The sequence below is a fragment of the Pseudomonas sp. TE3895 genome (genome assembly GCF_056278855.1).
The window spans coordinates 3061490-3080820 of the sequence record NZ_JBWBQE010000001.1 but is presented as its reverse complement, the minus strand read 5'-3'; the positions used below and the strand labels follow the sequence as shown (position 1 = coordinate 3080820).

Sequence of the window (19331 nt, the reverse complement as noted above, 5' to 3'; positions counted from 1 at the left end):
CGGCGATATTTGTGTATGATGGTATACCATAAAATTCACCCCACCACAGTGAGCGTGCACCATGGCTTTCAACACCATCGAGGAACTTCTCGAGGACTACCGGCAAGGCAAGATGGTCCTGCTGGTGGATGACGAGGACCGGGAAAACGAAGGCGACCTGTTGATCGCCGCCGAGCGCTGCGACGCCCAGGCCATCAACTTCATGGCCCGCGAGGCGCGCGGGCTGATCTGCCTGACCTTGACCGACGATCACTGCCAGCGCCTGGGCCTGGAGCAGATGGTTCCGGCCAACGGTAGCGTGTTCAGCACCGCGTTCACCGTGTCGATCGAGGCGGCCACCGGGGTCACCACCGGCATTTCCGCCGCTGACCGGGCACGCACCGTGGCAGCGGCCATGGCCCCCAACGCCCGCCCCGAAGACGTGGTACAACCTGGCCACATTTTCCCCCTGCGGGCACGCGAAGGCGGCGTGCTGACCCGTGCCGGCCACACCGAAGCCGGCTGCGACCTGGCACGCCTGGCCGGCTTCAGCCCGGCCTCGGTCATCGTTGAAGTGCTGAACGACGACGGCACCATGGCCCGTCGCCCCGACCTGGAAGTGTTCGCCGCCCGGCATGGCATCAAGATTGGCACCATCGCCGACCTGATCCACTACCGCCTGAGCACCGAGCAGACCATCAAGCGCATCGGCGAGCGCGAGCTACCGACCGTGCATGGCACCTTCCGCCTGGTCACGTATGAAGACCGCATCGAAGGTGGCGTGCACATGGCCATGGTCATGGGCGACATTCGCCGCGAACAGCCGACCCTGGTGCGGGTGCATGTGATTGACCCGCTGCGCGACCTGGTGGGTGCCGAGTACGCCGGCCCCGCCAACTGGACGCTGTGGGCGGCGCTGCAGAAGGTGGCTGAGGAAGGTACTGGCGTGGTGGTGATCCTGGCCAACCACGAATCCTCCCAGGCCTTGCTTGAGCGTGTGCCACAACTGACCCACCCTGTGCGGCCCTATCAACGTGGCCAGTCCAAGGTGTATTCCGAAGTGGGTACCGGGGCGCAAATTCTGCAGGACCTTGGCGTGGGCAAGCTGCGTCACCTGGGGCCACCGCTGAAATACGCGGGGCTGGCGGGCTATGAGCTGGAGGTGGTGCAGAGCATCCCGTTCGACCCGGGGATGGATGGCTGAGAACACACAAGCAATTGATTTAGCGGGGCCCTGTAGGCGCGGGTTTACCCGCGAATGCGAGGGTGACACCACCGACGCATTCGCGGGTAAACCCGCGCCTACAGGGCCCTTGGTGCTTTTGACAGGGCGGAGTGATGGCCGGTCGCCTCATACCTCTTGCCAAAATCTTGGAATACCATAATATGATATCCCGTAGACCTTAAACCTGCAGGCCGGCACCTACAATTAAAAACGGCCATCAGAACACTTTGTTTTAGCTGCTCCCCGAACATTATTGGCGGGCGCACCAAAAGCCCCGCCTCGAATAACAAAAGCAACGAGGGCGTAACCATGCTGTTAAGCAAACGTGTAACCGCAGTGCTGTCCGCCAGCCTGCTGACCCTGGCATGTCAGGCCGCCCAGGCCGCCGACAGCCTCAACTTCGTCAGCTGGGGCGGTACGACCCAGGACGCCCAGAAAGAAGCGTGGGCAGTACCGTTCACCAAAGCCACGAACATCAAGGTCGTGCAGGACGGTCCCACCGACTACGGCAAGCTCAAGGCCATGGTCGAGAGCGGTAACGTGCAGTGGGACGTGGTCGACGTCGAAGCCGACTTCGCCCTGCGTGCCGCCAGCGAAGGCCTGCTCGAACCCCTAGACTTCAACCAGATCAAGCGCGACAAGATCGACCCACGCTTCGTCTCCGACCATGGCGTCGGCTCATTCTTCTTCTCCTTCGTGCTCGGCTACAACGAAGGCAAGCTCGGGGCCAACAAGCCGGTGGACTGGACCGCGCTGTTCGACACCAAGGCCTACCCCGGCAAGCGAGCCCTGTACAAATGGCCCAGCCCCGGCGTGCTGGAACTGGCCCTGCTGGCCGACGGCGTAGCCCCTGACAAGCTGTACCCGCTGGACCTGGACCGCGCCTTCAAGAAGCTCGACACCATCAAGAAAGACATCGTCTGGTGGGGCGGTGGCGCCCAGTCACAGCAGTTGCTGGCCTCGGGTGAAGCCTCGCTCGGCCAGTTCTGGAATGGCCGTGTCTACGCCCTGCAGCAAGACGGTGCACCGGTGGGTGTGAGCTGGAAGCAGAACCTGGTCATGGCCGACTTCCTGGTCATCCCCAAAGGCGCCAAGAACAAGGAAGCGGCCATGAAATTCCTGGCCAACGCCAGCAGCGCAGAGGGCCAGGCCGAATTCGCCAACAAGACCGCCTATGCGCCGGTCAACGTCGACAGCGTGGCCAAACTGGACAAAGACCTCGCGCCAAACCTGCCAACTGCCTACGCCCAGGACCAGGTCACCCTCGACTTCGCCTACTGGGCCAAGAACGGTCAAGCTATCGCGGCCCGCTGGAATGAGTGGTTGGTCAAATGAAAGTCGCCATCAACGCCCTGCACAATGCGCAAGGCACCCCCACGGGTGCCGGCGCCCCGGGCACCGCCCCGCGCCGCGCAAGCCTGAGCCAGCGCTGGAAAGGCAGCCGCAACCTGCTGCCCGCCCTGCTGTTCCTTGGCGTGTTCTTCTTCGCCCCGCTGGTCGGCCTGCTGCTGCGCGGGGTGCTGGAACCCACCCCGGGGCTAGGTAACTACGAGCAGCTGTTTGCCAACTCGGCCTACGCACGTGTGCTGTTCAACACCTTTTCGGTGGCCGGCGTGGTGACCCTGATCAGCGTGCTGCTGGGCTTCCCGCTGGCCTGGGCGATCACCCTGGTGCCCAAGGGCTGGGGCCGCTGGCTGCTGAACATCGTGCTGCTGTCGATGTGGACCAGCCTGCTGGCGCGCACCTACTCGTGGCTGGTGCTGCTGCAGAGCTCGGGCGTGATCAACAAGGCGTTGATGGCCATGGGCATCATCGATGCCCCGCTGGAAATGGTGCACAACCTCACCGGCGTGGTAATCGGCATGAGCTACATCATGATCCCGTTCATCGTGCTGCCACTGCAGGCGACCATGCACGCCATCGACCCGATGGTGCTGCAGGCAGGTTCGATCTGTGGTGCCAGCCCGTGGACCAACTTCTGGAAGGTGTTCCTGCCGCTGTGCCGCTCGGGGCTGTTCTCCGGGGCGCTGATGGTGTTCGTGATGTCGCTCGGTTACTACGTCACCCCGGCGCTGCTGGGGGGCGCGCAGAACATGATGCTGCCTGAATTCATCATCCAGCAGGTGCAGTCGTTCCTCAACTGGGGCCTGGCCAGCGCCGCTGCCGCACTGCTGGTGGCGATCACCCTGGTGCTCTTCTACCTGTACCTGAAGCTGCAGCCGGAATCCCCGGTTGGCAACGCGAGGTAAACCGCCATGCTCCTGTCTCCCAATGCCATGGGCCGCCCGCTGCGTACGGGCCTGTACCTGACCACCGGGGTCATCGCGGCCTTCCTGCTGCTGCCGGTGGTCTTCATTGTGTTGCTGTCATTCGGCTCGTCACAGTGGCTGGTGTTCCCGCCACCGGGCTGGACCTTCAAGTGGTACGGCCAGTTCTTCTCAAACCCGGAGTGGATGGACGCCGCACTGGCCAGCCTGAAGGTGGCCGTGCTGACCACCATCGCCGCTGTGCTGCTGGGCCTGCCCAGCGCATTCGCCCTGGTGCGTGGCCGCTTCCCGGGCCGCGAGCTGCTGTACGGGCTGTTTACCATGCCGATGATCGTGCCGCTGGTGATCATTGCCGTGGCGGTATACGCACTGTTCCTCAAGCTAGGTTACACCGGCACGCTGTTCGCCTTCGTGGTCAGCCACGTGATCGTCGCCCTGCCGTTCACCATCATCTCGATCATCAACTCGCTGAAGCTGTTCGACCAGTCGATCGAAGATGCTGCGGTGATCTGCGGTGCCTCACGCCTGCAGGCCATTTTCAAGGTCACGTTCCCGGCCATCCGCCCCGGCATGATCGCCGGTGGCCTGTTCGCTTTCCTGGTGTCCTGGGATGAAGTGGTGCTGAGCGTGATGATGGCCAGCCCCGACCTGCAGACCCTGCCAGTGAAGATGTGGACCACCTTGCGCCAGGACCTGAGCCCGGTCATCGCCGTGGCTTCGACCTTGCTGATCGGCCTGTCGTTGCTGGTCATGTTCATTGCCGCCGCCTTGCGCCGGCGCACCGAAAACGCCTGAGCGCGGAGAAAACAACAATGAGTGCAGTGATCAAAGACAACGCGCACGGCAAAACCCTGGTCAGCCTGCGCGGCCTGAACAAGCACTACGGCGACTTCACCGCCGTGGACAACCTCGACCTGGAGATCCAGGACGGCGAGTTTCTGACCTTCCTCGGTTCCAGCGGCTCGGGCAAGTCCACCACCCTGTCGATGCTGGCCGGCTTCGAAACACCGAGCAGCGGCGAGATCCTGGTCGACGGCCAGTCGCTGGTCAACGTGCCGCCGCACAAGCGTGACATCGGCATGGTGTTCCAGCGCTATTCGCTGTTCCCGCACCTGAATGTGCGTGACAACATCGCCTTCCCACTGGCCATTCGCAAACTCGGCGCTGCCGAAACCGCAAAGCGCGTCGACGCCATGCTCAAGCTGGTGCAACTGGAGCCGTTCGCGCACCGCAAACCCTCGCAAATGTCGGGCGGCCAGCAGCAGCGCGTGGCGATCGCCCGGGCGCTTGTGTACGAGCCGCGTATCCTGCTGATGGACGAGCCGCTCGGCGCGCTGGACAAGAAGCTGCGTGAAGACCTGCAGGACGAACTGCGCCAGTTGCACCGCCGCCTGGGCATTACCATTGTCTACGTGACCCACGACCAGGAAGAGGCCATGCGCCTGTCGCAGCGCATCGCCATCTTCAGCCACGGCAAGATCGTCGGCCTGGGCACCGGGTACGACTTGTACCAGAATCCGCCGAATGCCTTTGTTGCGTCGTTCCTGGGCAACTCCAACTTCCTGCGGATCAAGGCCAGCAGCAATGGCGCAGGCAGCTTCGAGGGCCAACCAGTGGCCATCCGCCTCACCCCAGGCCTGGCCGCCGAGCAGGATGCGCTGATCATGGTGCGTCCGGAAAAAGCCCTGGCCCTGACCGCCGAACAAGCGGCGCGCGAGCCATTGCCGGCAGGCTGGAACGAGGTCAGTGCCAAGGTGGGCGAAGTGCTGTTCCTGGGTGAAAGCCAGACCTGTCATGTGGTGACTGCAGGGGGTACCGAGCTGACGGTGAAGGCCCTGTCGGCCGCGGGCATGCCGATGCAGCCGGGCGACAGCGTGAAGGTGCGTTGGGCAGTGGCCGACGCTTGCATTTATACCGAATGGGCCGAGAGCGACCTGAGCAAGTCGGCCGGGGCACATTAACCTCTTCAGCGTTGCAGCGCCTGCCAGATCGAGCGTCGCCCGCGCGGCGCACGATCGGGCAGGCGCTGCACGCTGGAAGGTGTACGCCCCCGTCACATTATCATCACGCCACTGTCGTAATCTGCCGGCCAACACTGTGCCATAGGCCACCCGGCATGCTCCGCCTGCTTGTCTTGCTGCTCACCTTGCTTCCACTAGCGACCTTGTCTGAGCCCCTGCATCTGCGTGTCCAAGGCTCCAACACCATCGGCGCGGCCTTGATGCCGGCGCTGGTGCAGGGGCAATTGCGCGCGCAGCAGGCCACCGCCATCGCACAACAGCCAGGCAAGGTCGCCAACGAGCGGGTGATTACCGCCCGCGACGTGCATGGTCAGCCCTTGCGCATCGACATTGCCGCCCACGGTTCAAGCACAGGCTTTGTCGCGCTGGGCCGTGGCGAGGCTGACCTGGCCGCCGCCTCGCGACCGATCAACGACAGTGAAGTGCGCCAGTTGCAGGCGCTGGGCGACCTGCGCGCAGCCGGCGCAGAACAAGTGATCGGCCTCGACGGCGTCGCGATCATCGTCCACCCCGACAACCCAATACCCCAACTGGACACCCGGCAACTGGCGCAGATTTTCTCCGGGCAGATCCAGCGCTGGGAACAACTGGGCATACCTGGCGGGGCCATTCATCTGTATGCCCGTGACGACCGTTCCGGCACTTTCGAGACCTTCAAGGCGCTGGTGCTGGAACCTCAGCACGGCGAACTTTCGGCCAAGGCCAGGCGCTTCGAGTCCAGCGACGAACTGGCGCAACGCGTGGGTACCGACCGCCAGGCCATCGGTTTCAGCAGCCTGGCCGCCGTACACGGGGCCAAGGTGCTGGCGGTGGCCGAAGGCGACGCGCCGGCCATGCTGCCAGAGCGTGCACGTGTGGCCAGCGAGGACTACCCGCTCTCACGGCGCCTGTACTTTTACCTGCCGGCCAACCCCAAGCCCCAGGCCAAGGCCCTGGTCGATTTCGCTCAGAGCCCGGCCGGCCAGGCGATCATCGCCCAGCAGGGTTTCGTTTCGCAGCAGATCAAGGCCCTGTCTGTCGCCCCCCAAAGCGACATGCCACCGCGCTATCGCATCCTGGCCCTGCAGGCGCAGCGGCTGAGTGTGAACTTCCGCTTCCAGGAAGGAAGCGCCAGGCTGGACAACAAGGCCTTGCGCGATGTGCAGCGGGTGGCAGAGTACCTGCGCCAGGCCGGGAAGCTGCAGGGCAAGGCAGTGCTGGTGGGGTTCGGCGACCCCAAGGAAACGCCCGGGCGCGCAGCCCTGCTCTCCCGCCTGCGTGCGCAAGCAGTGCGCCGCGAACTGGCGCGTGGTGGCGTGGAGGTGCTGCAGGTGACCGGGATGGGCGATGAATTGCCAGTGGCCGGCAATGAACAGGAGCAAGGCCGGCTGCGCAACCGGCGGGTCGAGGTGTGGGTGTATTGATCCGGCCTTGTACACACCTCTGAAGCAGCCTTGTGCTGCAACGAGGCCCGAATGACAGAAACATTCCAGTGTCAGCAAGGACCTCGTCGCAGCACAAGGCTGCGTCTACAGGCTGTAGAGCAGGCTCCACGTCATCAGCGGGTGACGGTGCGCATGGTCACGAACTCTTCGGCCGCCGTCGGGTGCACGCCGATGGTTTCGTCGAACTGCTGCTTGGTCGCACCGGCTTTAAGTGCAATGCCCAGGCCTTGAATGATCTCGCCAGCGTCAGGACCGACCATGTGGCAGCCCAGCACCTTGTCGGTCTCGGCATCGACCACCAACTTCATCAGTGTCTTTTCCTGAATGTCGGTCAGGGTCAGCTTCATGGCCCGGAAGCGGCTTTCGAATACCTGCACCTTGTGCCCGGCCTCCAGCGCCTGCTCTTCGGTCAAGCCTACGGTACCGATGGGTGGCTGGCTGAACACCGCAGTGGGGATGTTCTGGTAATCCACCGGGCGGTATTGCTCGGGTTTGAACAAGCGCCGCGCCACGGCCATGCCTTCAGCCAAGGCCACTGGGGTCAACTGCACACGGCCGATCACATCACCGATGGCGAGAATCGAGGGCGCGGTGGTCTGGTACTGCTCATCAACCCGGATGAAGCCGCGCGCATCCAGCTCGACGCCGGTGTTCTCCAGGCCCAGATTGTCCAGCATCGGGCGCCGGCCAGTGGCATAGAACACACAGTCGGCGACCAGCTCGCGGCCGTCCTTGAGCGTGGCTTTCAGGCGGCCATCTTCAAGCTTGTCGATGCGCTGGATGTCGGCGTTGAACTGCAGGTCGAGGCCGCGTTTTTCCAGTTCTTCCTTCAGGTGGGTGCGCACCGAGCCATCGAAGCCGCGCAGGAACAGGTCGCCACGGTACAGCAGTGTGGTGTCGGCCCCCAGGCCTTGGAAGATGCCGGCGAATTCGACGGCGATATAACCCCCACCCACCACCAGCACGCGGCGCGGCAAGTCCTTGAGGTAGAAAGCTTCGTTGGAAGTGATGGCCAGTTCCTTGCCGGGAATGTCCGGTACCTGCGGCCAGCCACCGGTAGCGATGAGGATATGCTCGGCGGTGTAGCGCTGACCGTCCACTTCCACTTCGTTGGCACCCGTCAGACGCGCGTGGCCCTGCAACAGGGTCACCCCGCTGTTGACCAGCAGGTTACGGTAGATGCCGTTAAGGCGCTCGATTTCCCGATTCTTGTTGGCAATCAGGGTGCCCCAGTCGAAATGCCCCTCTTCCAACGTCCAGCCGAAACCCGCGGCTTGCTCCAGCTCGTCGGCAACGTGCGCGCCGTATACCAGCAGTTTTTTCGGCACACAACCGACGTTGACGCAGGTCCCCCCCAGGTAGCGGCTTTCAGCCACTGCCACTCTTGCGCCAAAACCGGCAGCAAAACGCGCTGCGCGCACACCACCGGACCCGGCGCCAATCACGAACAGATCAAAATCGAAGGCCATGTATTCACTCTCCCAGGCAGGCGTCCAGCATACCGCCGTTGGCCGCCGCAAACAAAAAAGCCATCCCGAAGGATGGCTTTGAGGCCAGCAGGGCTTATCAGTAAGCCTTGCCAGTCTTGTAGTAGTTCTCGAAGCAGAAGTTGGTCGCGTCGATGTAGCCTTCGGCGCCACCGCAGTCGAAACGCTTGCCCTTGAACTTATAGGCAATCACGCAGCCATCCTTCGCCTGCTGCAACAGGGCATCAGTGATCTGGATTTCACCGCCTTTGCCTGGCTTGGTATTGGCGATGATGTCGAAGATATCCGGGGTCAGGATGTAACGGCCGATGATCGCCAGGTTCGAAGGCGCGTCTTCCGGGGCCGGCTTTTCGACCATGTTGGTCACACGGAAGATGTCGTCGCGGATCATCTCACCGGCGATCACACCATACTTGTTGGTTTCCTGCGGGTCGACTTCCTGGATGGCGACGATCGAGCAGCGGTACTGTTTGTACAGCTTGACCATCTGAGTCAGTACGCCGTCACCTTCCGGGTTGACGCACAGGTCGTCCGCCAGCACCACCGCGAACGGCTCGTCGCCGATCAGTGGGCGGCCAGTGAGAATGGCGTGGCCGAGGCCTTTCATTTCGGTCTGGCGCGTGTACGAGAAGGAGCACTCGTTGAGCAGACGACGAATACCGACCAGGTATTTTTCCTTGTCGGTGCCCTTGATCTGGTTTTCCAGCTCGTAGCTGATGTCGAAGTGGTCTTCCAGGGCGCGCTTGCCGCGCCCGGTAACGATGGAGATCTCGTTCAGACCCGCATCCAATGCTTCTTCAACGCCATACTGGATCAGTGGCTTGTTGACCACCGGCAGCATTTCCTTGGGCATGGCTTTGGTAGCAGGCAAGAAGCGTGTGCCGTAGCCGGCTGCCGGGAACAAGCATTTTTTGATCATATACGTCCTTACAAAAGGCTAGGCCTGTGGAATTCGGCGCAGTCTAATCAGGCGGCAGTCACCTTACAATGCCCCCGATAACGACCGTTGCCATCATAGAGATATCCCAGTGTAGATAGTTCCGGGGGATCGTAAATATTGCTGTCATACATGACCGTTGGATGACAGGGAAATCAGCGTCACGGTGGCGGCCTCTTCGACGGGCTCACGCGCCAAGAGGCCGCCACCGGTTTACCTCAGCTCCCCGTCCCTTGTCCGATCAGCACCCCATCAACCTGCTGACCATACAGGTTAACCCCATCATTGGCATGAAACTTCACCCGCGTCTTCTCGATGGATCCCTCTACCAACCGCGGGTCCTGTGGCCGCTCGTGGCGGTTGATCCACGCCGCCACGTCCCAGGCCTGCTGATCGCTGAGGCTGCCCGGCTTGCCCAGCGGCATGTTGTACTTGATGAACGACGCCGCGGTATTGATGCGGTGCATGCCGGCCCCCCAGTTGTAGGAGTCCTTGCCCCAAAGCGGCGGCATTACGTACTCGCCTGCGACCTTTTGCCCTTCACCGTTATCGCCATGGCAAATCGCGCATTGTTCACGGTAAACCTGCTGGCCGCGCTTGAAGTCATAACCGCCCTTGGGTTGTGCCACCTCCGGATAACCACGTCCGGCAATCTCCACGCCGGTCGGCGCCTTGGTCGACAGCCAGTATGAATACACCGCCAACGCCGTCATCTGCGGGCTGTCAGCGGCCGGCGGCTTGCCGTTCATGCTGAACTGAAAACACCCTTGGATACGCTCGGCGAAGGTGTTGACCTTGTCATTCTTCTTGCGATAGGCCGGATACATCGGGTAGGCACCCCACAGCGGCGCCGAATGCGCCAACCGCCCCTGATCGAGGTGGCAATTACTGCAGTTCATGCCGTTGCCCACCGCCTCGGGCATCAGTCGGCGGGTGTCGACGAACAAAGCGTGGCCTTCACGCACCATTTTGCCAAAGGCATTATCGGGCAACTCACGCTCAGCAGGCGGCACGAACTGCGGTGCAGCCTGCACACCGGGCACCTTCAACTGCGACTGGTCTTCCATGGCGATCGGCGTGGCCTGGGCGCTGCCCACGGCCAGCAGCAACAAGACGGGAATCAGGGTTTTCATGGCGTGACCTCCTGACTGGCGGGGCGGGCGAAGAACTCGGCAACGGCCTTGATCTCCTCATCGGTCATGGCCTTGGCCACGCCGACCATCAGCTGGTTGGGGTCATTGCTGCGGCTGCCGTCGCGCCAGGCATTGAGCTGTGCCACCAGGTAACTGGCGGGCTGGCCGGCCAAGGGCGGGAAGTGTTCGCCCACCCCGCCGCCACCCGGCCCGTGGCATTGCACGCAACCTGGAATCTGCCGGCTCCAGTCGCCGTACAGGGCCATGCGGGTGGTCGGGTCATCGGCAATCTGCTGGCGGTGCAGGTCGCCAGCGGGCGCTGCCGGCAGGCTGGCCAGGTAGGTACTGACGGCCTTGATTTCGTCGTCGCTCAGGGCCTTGGCCAAAGGTTCCATCACTGGCTGCTTGCGGCTGCCGTTGCGCCAGTCCTGCAACTGCTTGGCAAGATAACCGGCCGGTAGCCCGGCCAAACGTGGAAAGCCGGCAGCCGCAATGCCATTGCCGTCCGGGCCATGGCAACCCAGGCAGGCCATGGCGGCGGGGTTGGCCCCACCCTGGGTGAAGACCTTCTGACCATCAGCGGCATGTGCCGCGGGCCAGATCAGGATCAGCAAGCTGCCGATCATCACGCGTCTCAACGGTGTCATCACGAATCTCCTTTTCTTTTGTTATATGTTTAGGCTTAAAACATATAAGCAGAGAAAGGAGGACCCGTTGCTTCAGATCAACTTCCGGAGATGCATTGCGTTGCCGCAGTGCGCACATCGCCAAGGCGCAGCGGGAAGTTATTCAGCCGCTCGTGCAGTTTGATGCTGCTGCCGCTGCCGCGCTTGTCGATATCCACCAGCGCCGCCGGGCCAGCACCTGAGGTGATTTTCTGCGGTACGATCAGCCGCAGGCCGTCGCCACGCTGCTCTTCGGTCAGCGGGTCACGCGTATCGGCAAGCTTCTCCTTTACGCAATCGGCATAGGCGCGCGGGCTCTTGCCAGAGATCACATCCATCGTTTCACGCGATTGCTCCAGCTCCGCGACGCTCACGCAGCCACCGAGCGTCACCGACAACGCCGCCACCATCCACTTCATTTGCTGCACCTCTGCCTTCAGGAATTCGCTTCGACCACATCCAGGCGGTTTTGCTCCCTGCTTTGGCAGAATTATCTACGCCCGGCGATCAACGCGGCAGTGTAACGGCACATCGTGGTATCTTTTGCTTTTGCAGATCCAAACCTTGCGGAGCATCACATGAAATTCGTACACCAGCGCGAGCACCTCAACGAGGACGACATCGTCGTCATCGAGTGCTCCCAGCGCTGCAATATCCGCCTGATGAACGACGCCAACTTCCGCAGCTTCAAGAACGGCGGCCGTCATACTTACCACGGCGGCCATTTCGAGAAGTTTCCGGCGAAGATCACCGTACCCAGCACCGGCTTCTGGAACATCACCATCGATACCGTCACCACTCGCCCGATCTCGGTCACCCGCAAGCCAACGCTGACCCACAAGATCAAGATCATCCGTCGCTCGTCGTCGAAACTCAGATAAGGCCACCATGACCCAGACCATCAAGTACGTCATCAAATACAAGCTCGACGGCCAGCGTCGCTGGGATTTCGCGCTGATGCCCGATGCCTCGCAAGAGCAAGCCCTTGAGGCCCTGCGCAAGATCCACGGCGAAGACGCCGAGAAAATCAGCGACATCCAGGTCAGCAAGGCCCTGTAAGACTTGCCGCAAGCCCCCGCCGCATCGCTCGCCCCACGCAAGGAGACTCGCATGAGCCATTGGCCCGACCGCCGTATCCTCGACCTGCTGGGCATCGAGCTGCCCATTCTGCAGGCACCCATGGCGGGGGCGACCGGCTCGGCCATGGCCATTGCCGTGGGCCTGGCAGGTGGCTTGGGCGCCCTGCCCTGCGCCATGCTCAGCGGCGAGCAGGTGCGCGCCGAGATCGCCGCATTCCGCGCCGGCTGCCCGGGGCGCCCGCTGAACCTGAACTTCTTCTGCCACCAGCCGCCAGCGCCCGATGCCGAGCGCGATGCGCGCTGGAAGCAGGCACTTGAGCCTTATTACAGCGAAGTGGGCGCCGACTTCGCGGCGCCCACGCCGGTGTCCAACCGCGCGCCTTTCGACGAGCAGAGCTGCCTGCTGGTCGAAGCGTTGCGCCCGGAGGTGGTGAGCTTCCACTTCGGCCTGCCGCAGGCCGAACTGCTGCAGCGGGTAAAGGCCAGCGGTGCCAAGGTACTGTCCAGCGCCACGACTGTGGAAGAAGCGGCCTGGCTGGAGCGCAATGGCTGCGATGCGATCATCGCCATGGGTTATGAAGCCGGTGGCCATCGCGGCATGTTCCTCAGCGATGACATCACCAGCCAGATAGGCACCTTCGCGCTCGTACCGCAGGTGGCCGATGCCGTTGGCGTGCCGGTGATTGCCGCCGGTGGTATCGGCGACCACCGCGGGCTGTTGGCGGCACTGGCCCTGGGTGCCTCGGCAGTGCAGATCGGCACGGCTTACCTGTTCTGCCCCGAGGCCAAGGTGTCGCCAGCGCATCGCCGGGCGCTGGACAGCGCGCCTGCCAGCGACACCGCGCTGACCAACCTGTTCACCGGCCGCCCGGCGCGGGGCATCAACAATCGCCTCATGCGCGAGCTGGGGCCGATGAGCGAGCTTGCACCGCGCTTCCCGCTGGCGGGCGGGGCATTGATGCCTTTACGGGCGATCACCGATCCGCAGGGTAAGAGTGATTTCAGCAATCTGTGGTCGGGGCAGGCGTTACGGCTGGGCCGGCACATGCCGGCGGGTGAGTTGACCCGGGAGATTGCCGGTAAGGCACTGGCAGTGATCGGTCACCAGGCATTCTGACAGGCAGGCCTGGCCTCTTCCCGGCTAATGGCTTATCGCTATATAGTCAAGGCTATAACGATAACCTCAAGGAGCTGTCTTCATGCGTATCCGCTCGCCCCAGTTGGCCGTCACTGCCCTGGCCAGCCTTTTCGCCTTCAACACTGCCTGGGCCGACGAAGTCCAGGTCGCGGTCGCAGCCAACTTCACAGCCCCTATCCAGGCCATCGCCAAGGACTTCGAAAAAGACACCGGCCACAAACTGGTCGCGGCCTATGGCGCCACCGGGCAGTTCTACGCGCAGATCAAGAACGGTGCACCGTTCGAAGTGTTCCTAGCCGCTGACGACACCACCCCCAAGAAGCTTGAAGCAGAAAAGGAAACCGTGCCCGGCTCGCGCTTTACCTACGCCATCGGCACCCTGGCCCTGTGGTCTGCGAAGGAAGGCTACGTAGATGCCAAGGGTGAAGCGCTGAAAAAGAACGAATACAAACACCTGTCCATCGCCAACCCGAAAGCGGCACCTTACGGCCTGGCCGCCACCCAGGTACTGGACAGGCTGAAGCTAACCGAAGCCACCAAAGGCAAGATCGTCGAAGGCCAGAGCATCACCCAGGCCTTCCAGTTCGTCTCCACCGGCAACGCCGAGCTGGGCTTTGTCGCCCTGTCGCAGATCTACATGGACGGCAAGGTGACCCATGGTTCGGCCTGGATCGTGCCGTCCAACCTGCACGACCCGATCCGTCAGGACGCCGTCATCCTCAACAAAGGCAAGGACAATGCGGCCGCCAAGGCACTGGTCGAATACCTCAAAGGCCCGAAAGCCGCAGCGGTGATCAAATCTTATGGTTATGAACGCTGATGCCACTCGATGCCAGTGACCTGGGCGCTATCTGGCTGACCGTAAAACTGGCCAGCCTGACCACCCTGATCCTGCTGGTCATCGGCACCCCGGTCGCCTGGTGGCTCGCGCGCACGCGCTCATGGCTGCGCGGGCCGGTGGGTGCGGTGGTGGCACTGCCGCTGGTACTGCCACCGACGGTGATCGGCTTTTACCTGTTGATCGCCCTTGGCCCGCACGGCTGGCTTGGTCAGGCCACCCAGGCGCTAGGCCTGGGCAGTGTGGTGTTCAGCTTCACAGGCCTGGTGATTGGCTCGACGGTGTACTCCATGCCGTTCGTGGTGCAACCCCTGCAGAATGCCTTTGGCGCGATCGGCCAGCGGCCCCTGGAAGTCGCCGCTACCTTGCGCGCCAGCCCATGGGACACTTTCGTTCATGTGGTGCTGCCGCTGGCACGCCCTGGCTTCGTCACTGCCAGCATCCTCGGCTTTGCCCATACGGTGGGCGAGTTTGGCGTCGTGCTGATGATCGGTGGCAACATCCCCGACAAGACTCGCGTGGTTTCGGTGCAAATTTTCGATCACGTCGAAGCCATGGAGTATTCGCAAGCCCACTGGCTGGCCGGTGCCATGCTGGTGTTCTCTTTCCTGGTGCTGCTCCTGCTGTACGCTGGACGCCGCGGCAAAGCTGGCTGGAGCTGAAATGAGCGCATCGATTGTGGCGCGCCTGAAACTGGCGCGCGACGACTTCACCCTGGACGTCAACCTGCACCTGCCCGGGCGCGGCATCAGCGCACTGTTCGGCCACTCTGGCTCCGGCAAGACCAGCTGCCTGCGCTGCCTGGCCGGGCTGGAACGGGCCGCCAGCGCCTATATCGAGGTCAACGGCGAAGTCTGGGAAGACAGCACCCGTGGCTACTTCCAGGCACCGCACCTGCGCCCGGTGGGCTACGTGTTCCAGGAAGCCAGCCTGTTCCAGCACCTGTCGGTGCGCGGCAACCTGACGTTCGGCTGGCGCCGAGTGGCGCCCGCTGAACGCAAGGTCAGCCTCGACCAGGCATGCCAACTGCTGGGTATCGGCCACTTGCTGGAGCGCCGCCCGGCAACCCTGTCGGGTGGCGAGGCGCAGCGGGTAGGTATTGCCCGCGCCCTGCTCAGCAGCCCAAGGCTGTTGTTGATGGACGAGCCGCTGGCAGCCCTCGACGGCCCGCGCAAGCGCGAGATACTGCCCTTCCTGGAGCGCCTGCACGACGAACTGGACATCCCCCTGATATATGTCAGCCACGCCCAGGATGAAGTCGCGCGGCTGGCCGACCACCTGGTGTTGCTGGAACAAGGCCGGGCGATCGCCAGCGGCCCGATCGGCGAAACCCTGGCTCGCCTTGACCTGTCGCTGGCCCAGGGCGACGACGCCGGCGTCGTGTTCGAGGGTAAGGTGGTAGGGCACGACCCGCACTACGGCCTGCTTGACCTGCGCCTGCCCGGCAGCGACGGGCCGCTGCTGCGCATCACCCACGCGGCGCAGGTGATGGGCAGCACCCTGCGCGTCAAGGTTCAGGCCCGGGATGTCAGCCTGGCCCTGGCGGCGGACAGCGCATCGAGCATCCTCAACCGCCTGCCGGTGCGTGTGCGCGAGAGCCGTCCGGCGGCTAACCCGGCGCATGTGCTGGTCAGCCTGGATGCTGGCGGCAATGCCCTGCTTGCACGCATCACCCGCTTCTCGGCAGACCAGCTCGGCTTGCACACAGGGCAGACACTGTTCGCCCAGATCAAGTCGGTGGCCCTTTTGGGTTGAGCATCCTTAGCACGCGTATTGTCCATTGATCAGTGACCTGATCGAGGCCTGCTGCCCATGCTCGACTGCCCCCTGCCGCGCACCCTGCACTACGTTGACGACAGTCAGCCGGGCTTGACCCGTCGGCGCTGGCGCGACCGTTTCATCTATCTGGATGCCGATGGCCAACGGGTACGTGACAGCGACACCCTCTCGCGCATCGCCGCACTGGTGATTCCCCCGGCCTACACGGATGTGTGGATCTGCGCCGACCCGCAAGGCCACCTGCAAGCCACCGGCCGCGATGCCCGCGGCCGCAAGCAGTACCGCTACCACGCGCAGTGGCGCGAACTGCGCGACCAGCACAAGTATGGGCGCATGCTTGCGTTCGCCCAGGCCCTGCCAAAGCTGCGCACACAGCTGGAAGCCCACTTGGCGCGGCCAGGGCTGGACCGGGAAAAGGTCATGGCATTGGTGGTGAGCCTGCTGGACCACACCCTGATCCGCATTGGCAACCAGCGCTACCTGCGCGATAACCGGTCGTACGGGTTAACCACCCTGCGCAATCGCCATGTGCAGGTCAAAGGCAGCACTATCCGCTTCCAGTTCCGCGGCAAGCGCGGCGTCGAGCACAACGTCACCCTCAACGACCGACGCCTGGCCAACCTGCTAAAACGCTGCATGGAACTGCCTGGGCAGGCGCTGTTTCAATACCTGGATGAAGACGGCCAGCGCCATAGTGTCGGCTCCAGCGAGGTCAATCAGTTTCTGCAGCAATTGACCGGCGCCGACTTCACCGCCAAGGATTATCGCACCTGGGCCGGCAGCAGCCTGGCATTGAACCTGCTGAAGCCCTTGGCCTGGGAGCCGGAAAGTGAAGCCAAACGCCAGGTTGCCGCGATAGTCCGCCAAGTGGCCACACGCCTGGGCAATACACCGGCAGTGTGCCGGCGCTGCTACATCCACCCGGCAGTCCTGGAGCACTATGCCTTGGGGCGCCTGGCCAATTTGCCCAAAAACCGTGTGCGCAAAGGCCTGGACCCGGAGGAAGTGGCCTTGCTGCTGTTTCTTCAGGCACTCGAGGAACAGGAGGACCATTGAGCTTGTCTATTCAGCCCATGATGCGAAGAAATTTCCCATTAGCCGCCAACCCCCCTATTCTTGCCAGCGAGCACCTTGGCCGACAAACCGTTGACGGTTTGCTTTGGCACCTGCAACTGAAGACACGCAACAGAATTTGTCTGTCGGGGAATTACTATCCGCCGAAAGCGTCTTTAATGAGAAGGAAGAGGGACAAGCTCCCGCCGCCGCGGCAACTAGCCCAGCGGACTTTTACATCACCAAGGAGAACTACATGCTGATACTCACCCGTAAGGTTGGCGAAAGCATCGTCATCAACGATGACATCAAAGTCACCATTCTGGGCGTCAAAGGGATGCAGGTGAGGATCGGTATCGATGCACCGAAAGATGTTCAGGTCCATCGAGAAGAGATCTTCAAACGCATCCAGGCCGGCAGCCCGGCTCCGGAGAAACACGAAGACTCACACTAGCGCCACCCGAGGGGCATGGATGCGCTCGACCGCCAGCCTCAGGTGCCCATCAACTGATGCACCGTGGCGATCATCTCATCCATGTCGAACGGTTTGTCGAATATTGCGGCAAACAGGGCCGGGCATCCTTGGCTGGCCTGTGCGCCGCTCATGAGGATGACCGGCAACTCGCTTAACGCCGGGTCCTGGCGTATGGCACGTGCCAACTCCTCACCGTTGAGTAGCGGCATCATGTAGTCGGTAATCACCAGCTGCACGCGTTTTTCCTTCAATGCCTCCAGTGCTTTGCAGCCATTGCTCGCCTTTTCCACCACGAAACCTTCGTCCTCCAGGGCAAACCCGAGGATATCGGCGATCAGGTACTCGTCATCGACAATCAGGATGGTGTTCATCGGCTCGTCCGTCACCCGCTCCCCTGCGGCGTCGGCGTTCCCGAAAGCACACCGCAGGCACCTTCGAATGCCTTGCGCAAGGTAATGCCTTGCGGCCCGATCAGCAGCTCGTGCAAGGCCGGGTCATGGTGGCTGTCACGCACCTTGAGGACCGACAGCATGCGCCGCAGTTGCGAGTCCAGTTCGACAAAGCGCATCAGCATAAGGTTGTCGACGATACTCGACAGGTCCGGCGCGGGGGCGCTGATTTCCGCGCCGAAAATGTCGCGCATCTCCCAGGTCAGGACCACGCTGACATCGCGCGCGCGCAACTCACCCGCCAGCGCGCGGAAAAACGCATTCAGCCGCGTCGGGTCAATAGCCAGGCGGCTGAATGCGCCAAGGCTGTCGATCACCACGCGCTTGCTGCCCTGCGCCGCTACACGCTCCAGTAGCCGCGCGCCAACCTGGTCCAGCAAGCCCTCGGTGGTCGGCTGCCAGCACAGCTGCAAGCTACCGCCCTGCTCCATCGCGGCAAAATCGTAGCCGAGCGAAGCGGCCTTGCTGCGCAGGCGTTCGGGCGTTTCGTAAAAACCGAAATGCAACCCCGGCGCCTGCGGCGTGCTGGCACCCAGAAAGGCCAGGCCCAATGACGTCTTGCCAATCCCCGAAGGCCCCATCAACAGGCTGACTGACCCGGTGGCCAAGCCACCACCAAGCATTTCATCGAAGGTGGGTACACCGCTGCTGATACGCGCCAAGGTACCGCTGCCCAACTGGCTAGGGTGGCTGAACAACGCTTCCAGGCGAGGATAGACCTGCATGCCGGACTCATCGATAAGGCATTCGTGACGCCCCGACAACGCACCACTGCCGCGGGTCTTGCGCAACTGGACGTGGCGCACGGCGCGGCTGCCCACCAGTTGCTCACCCAGTTCGATCACGCCATCGACCATGGTGTGTTCCGGGCTGCCCTCGTCCAGCCGGGCACTGGTCAGCAACAGTACGGTGCAACCGGCGAAGGCGGCATGCCCCTGCAGCTCAGAAACGAACTTCTTGGTGTCCAGCGCGGTTTCCGCGCGTACCCGGGCATTGAGCACACCGTCGACGATCAGCAGGCTGGCCTGTTGCCGGGCAATTTCCTGGCGCAGCAACCGCACCACCGCATCCAGCCCGTCCTGCTCGAGGGTATCAAAGGCGCTGACGAACTGGATCTTGTCACCGACCAGCGCCGGGTCGAAGAAGTCCAGTGTGGACAGGTACTGGAACAAGCGTTCATGCGACTCGCTCAGCAAGGTGGCCACCAGCACCCGACCACCGCCACGCACGTGGCCGCAGGCCAGCTGATTGGCGAGGATGGTCTTACCGGCCCCCGGCGGCCCCTGGATAATGTAGGAGGCGCCAGCTATTAGGCCACCCTTGAGCAACGCGTCGAGCCCGTCGATCCCCGTTACCAGCCGCTTCAGTGCCTGTGCCATGAT

Annotated in this window: 21 protein-coding genes; 14 read left to right on the top strand and 7 right to left on the bottom strand. The window is 62.8% G+C overall.

Annotated features, from left to right (window positions below; all coding sequences use genetic code 11):
* Positions 1–61 precede the first annotated feature (61 nt).
* The 6 genes from ribBA (at position 62) to ACZ889_RS13830 (ending at position 6895) form a co-directional block, all read left to right on the top strand.
* On the top strand, positions 62–1183 hold the full coding sequence (ribBA, locus tag ACZ889_RS13855) for a bifunctional 3,4-dihydroxy-2-butanone-4-phosphate synthase/GTP cyclohydrolase II (RefSeq protein ID WP_003256231.1): 1122 nt from the start codon (positions 62–64) through the stop codon (positions 1181–1183).
* 330 nt (positions 1184–1513) lie between these two features.
* Positions 1514–2539, top strand: coding sequence for an ABC transporter substrate-binding protein (locus ACZ889_RS13850; RefSeq protein ID WP_004576593.1), 1026 nt, complete (start codon positions 1514–1516; stop codon positions 2537–2539).
* The gene (locus ACZ889_RS13845) at positions 2536–3453 is read left to right on the top strand and encodes an ABC transporter permease (RefSeq protein ID WP_014590488.1); all 918 of its coding nucleotides are present in this window, start codon (positions 2536–2538) and stop codon (positions 3451–3453) included. Before ACZ889_RS13850 ends, ACZ889_RS13845 begins: the two co-directional genes overlap by 4 nt.
* Before the next feature lie 6 nt (positions 3454–3459).
* Positions 3460–4266: an ABC transporter permease gene (locus ACZ889_RS13840; RefSeq protein ID WP_003256236.1), complete on the top strand. Its 807-nt coding sequence runs from the start codon at positions 3460–3462 to the stop codon at positions 4264–4266.
* A gap of 17 nt (positions 4267–4283) precedes the next feature.
* Positions 4284–5432: an ABC transporter ATP-binding protein gene (locus ACZ889_RS13835; protein ID WP_004576591.1), complete on the top strand. Its 1149-nt coding sequence runs from the start codon at positions 4284–4286 to the stop codon at positions 5430–5432.
* Between the two features lie 155 nt (positions 5433–5587).
* Positions 5588–6895: a substrate-binding domain-containing protein gene (locus ACZ889_RS13830; RefSeq protein WP_003256241.1), complete on the top strand. Its 1308-nt coding sequence runs from the start codon at positions 5588–5590 to the stop codon at positions 6893–6895.
* Positions 6896–7029: 134 nt separating this feature from the next.
* On the opposite strand, the gene gorA is transcribed toward ACZ889_RS13830, so the two are convergent.
* The 5 genes from gorA to ACZ889_RS13805 all read right to left on the bottom strand — a co-directional run bounded on the left by gorA (position 7030) and on the right by ACZ889_RS13805 (position 11557).
* Positions 7030–8385: a glutathione-disulfide reductase gene (gorA, locus tag ACZ889_RS13825; protein ID WP_476257456.1), complete on the bottom strand. Its 1356-nt coding sequence runs from the start codon at positions 8383–8385 to the stop codon at positions 7030–7032.
* A 97-nt stretch (positions 8386–8482) separates the two neighbouring features.
* The gene (gene galU, locus ACZ889_RS13820; protein WP_010954649.1) at positions 8483–9322 is read right to left on the bottom strand and encodes a UTP--glucose-1-phosphate uridylyltransferase GalU; all 840 of its coding nucleotides are present in this window, start codon (positions 9320–9322) and stop codon (positions 8483–8485) included.
* Between the two features lie 236 nt (positions 9323–9558).
* A complete protein-coding gene (locus tag ACZ889_RS13815) occupies positions 9559–10473 on the bottom strand; it encodes a c-type cytochrome (protein WP_012051913.1) in 915 nt (304 codons plus the stop codon).
* Positions 10470–11120, bottom strand: coding sequence for a c-type cytochrome (locus ACZ889_RS13810; RefSeq protein ID WP_180688355.1), 651 nt, complete (start codon positions 11118–11120; stop codon positions 10470–10472). Before ACZ889_RS13810 ends, ACZ889_RS13815 begins: the two co-directional genes overlap by 4 nt.
* 77 nt (positions 11121–11197) lie before the next feature.
* Positions 11198–11557, bottom strand: a complete 360-nt coding sequence (locus ACZ889_RS13805; protein WP_019438771.1) for a hypothetical protein — start codon at positions 11555–11557, stop codon at positions 11198–11200.
* Positions 11558–11716: 159 nt separating this feature from the next.
* Between ACZ889_RS13805 and ACZ889_RS13800 the strand changes: the two genes are divergently transcribed.
* The 8 genes from ACZ889_RS13800 (at position 11717) to csrA (ending at position 17479) form a co-directional block, all read left to right on the top strand.
* Entirely contained in the window at positions 11717–12019 is a 303-nt protein-coding gene (locus ACZ889_RS13800; protein ID WP_003250918.1) for a DUF1883 domain-containing protein, read from the top strand.
* A gap of 7 nt (positions 12020–12026) precedes the next feature.
* The gene (locus tag ACZ889_RS13795; RefSeq protein WP_012051910.1) at positions 12027–12197 is read left to right on the top strand and encodes a hypothetical protein; all 171 of its coding nucleotides are present in this window, start codon (positions 12027–12029) and stop codon (positions 12195–12197) included.
* A 51-nt stretch (positions 12198–12248) separates the two neighbouring features.
* The gene (locus tag ACZ889_RS13790; RefSeq protein ID WP_012051909.1) at positions 12249–13334 is read left to right on the top strand and encodes an NAD(P)H-dependent flavin oxidoreductase; all 1086 of its coding nucleotides are present in this window, start codon (positions 12249–12251) and stop codon (positions 13332–13334) included.
* Positions 13335–13416: 82 nt separating this feature from the next.
* On the top strand, positions 13417–14175 hold the full coding sequence (modA, locus tag ACZ889_RS13785; protein WP_180688356.1) for a molybdate ABC transporter substrate-binding protein: 759 nt from the start codon (positions 13417–13419) through the stop codon (positions 14173–14175).
* A complete protein-coding gene (gene modB, locus ACZ889_RS13780) occupies positions 14175–14855 on the top strand; it encodes a molybdate ABC transporter permease subunit (RefSeq protein ID WP_003250923.1) in 681 nt (226 codons plus the stop codon). The genes modA and modB overlap by 1 nt, the downstream gene beginning before the upstream one ends.
* A gap of 1 nt (position 14856) precedes the next feature.
* Positions 14857–15948: a molybdenum ABC transporter ATP-binding protein gene (modC, locus tag ACZ889_RS13775; protein WP_476257455.1), complete on the top strand. Its 1092-nt coding sequence runs from the start codon at positions 14857–14859 to the stop codon at positions 15946–15948.
* A gap of 57 nt (positions 15949–16005) precedes the next feature.
* The gene (locus ACZ889_RS13770; RefSeq protein ID WP_003250925.1) at positions 16006–17028 is read left to right on the top strand and encodes a DNA topoisomerase IB; all 1023 of its coding nucleotides are present in this window, start codon (positions 16006–16008) and stop codon (positions 17026–17028) included.
* 253 nt (positions 17029–17281) lie between these two features.
* Entirely contained in the window at positions 17282–17479 is a 198-nt protein-coding gene (gene csrA, locus ACZ889_RS13765; RefSeq protein ID WP_012051904.1) for a carbon storage regulator CsrA, read from the top strand.
* A 38-nt stretch (positions 17480–17517) separates the two neighbouring features.
* Here csrA and ACZ889_RS13760 read toward each other — a convergent pair whose 3' ends face one another.
* On the bottom strand, positions 17518–17871 hold the full coding sequence (locus tag ACZ889_RS13760; protein ID WP_003250927.1) for a response regulator: 354 nt from the start codon (positions 17869–17871) through the stop codon (positions 17518–17520).
* Positions 17872–17882: 11 nt separating this feature from the next.
* Complete coding sequence (locus ACZ889_RS13755) at positions 17883–19328, bottom strand: ATPase domain-containing protein (protein ID WP_003250928.1); 1446 nt, start codon at positions 19326–19328, stop codon at positions 17883–17885.
* Positions 19329–19331: the final 3 nt, after the last annotated feature.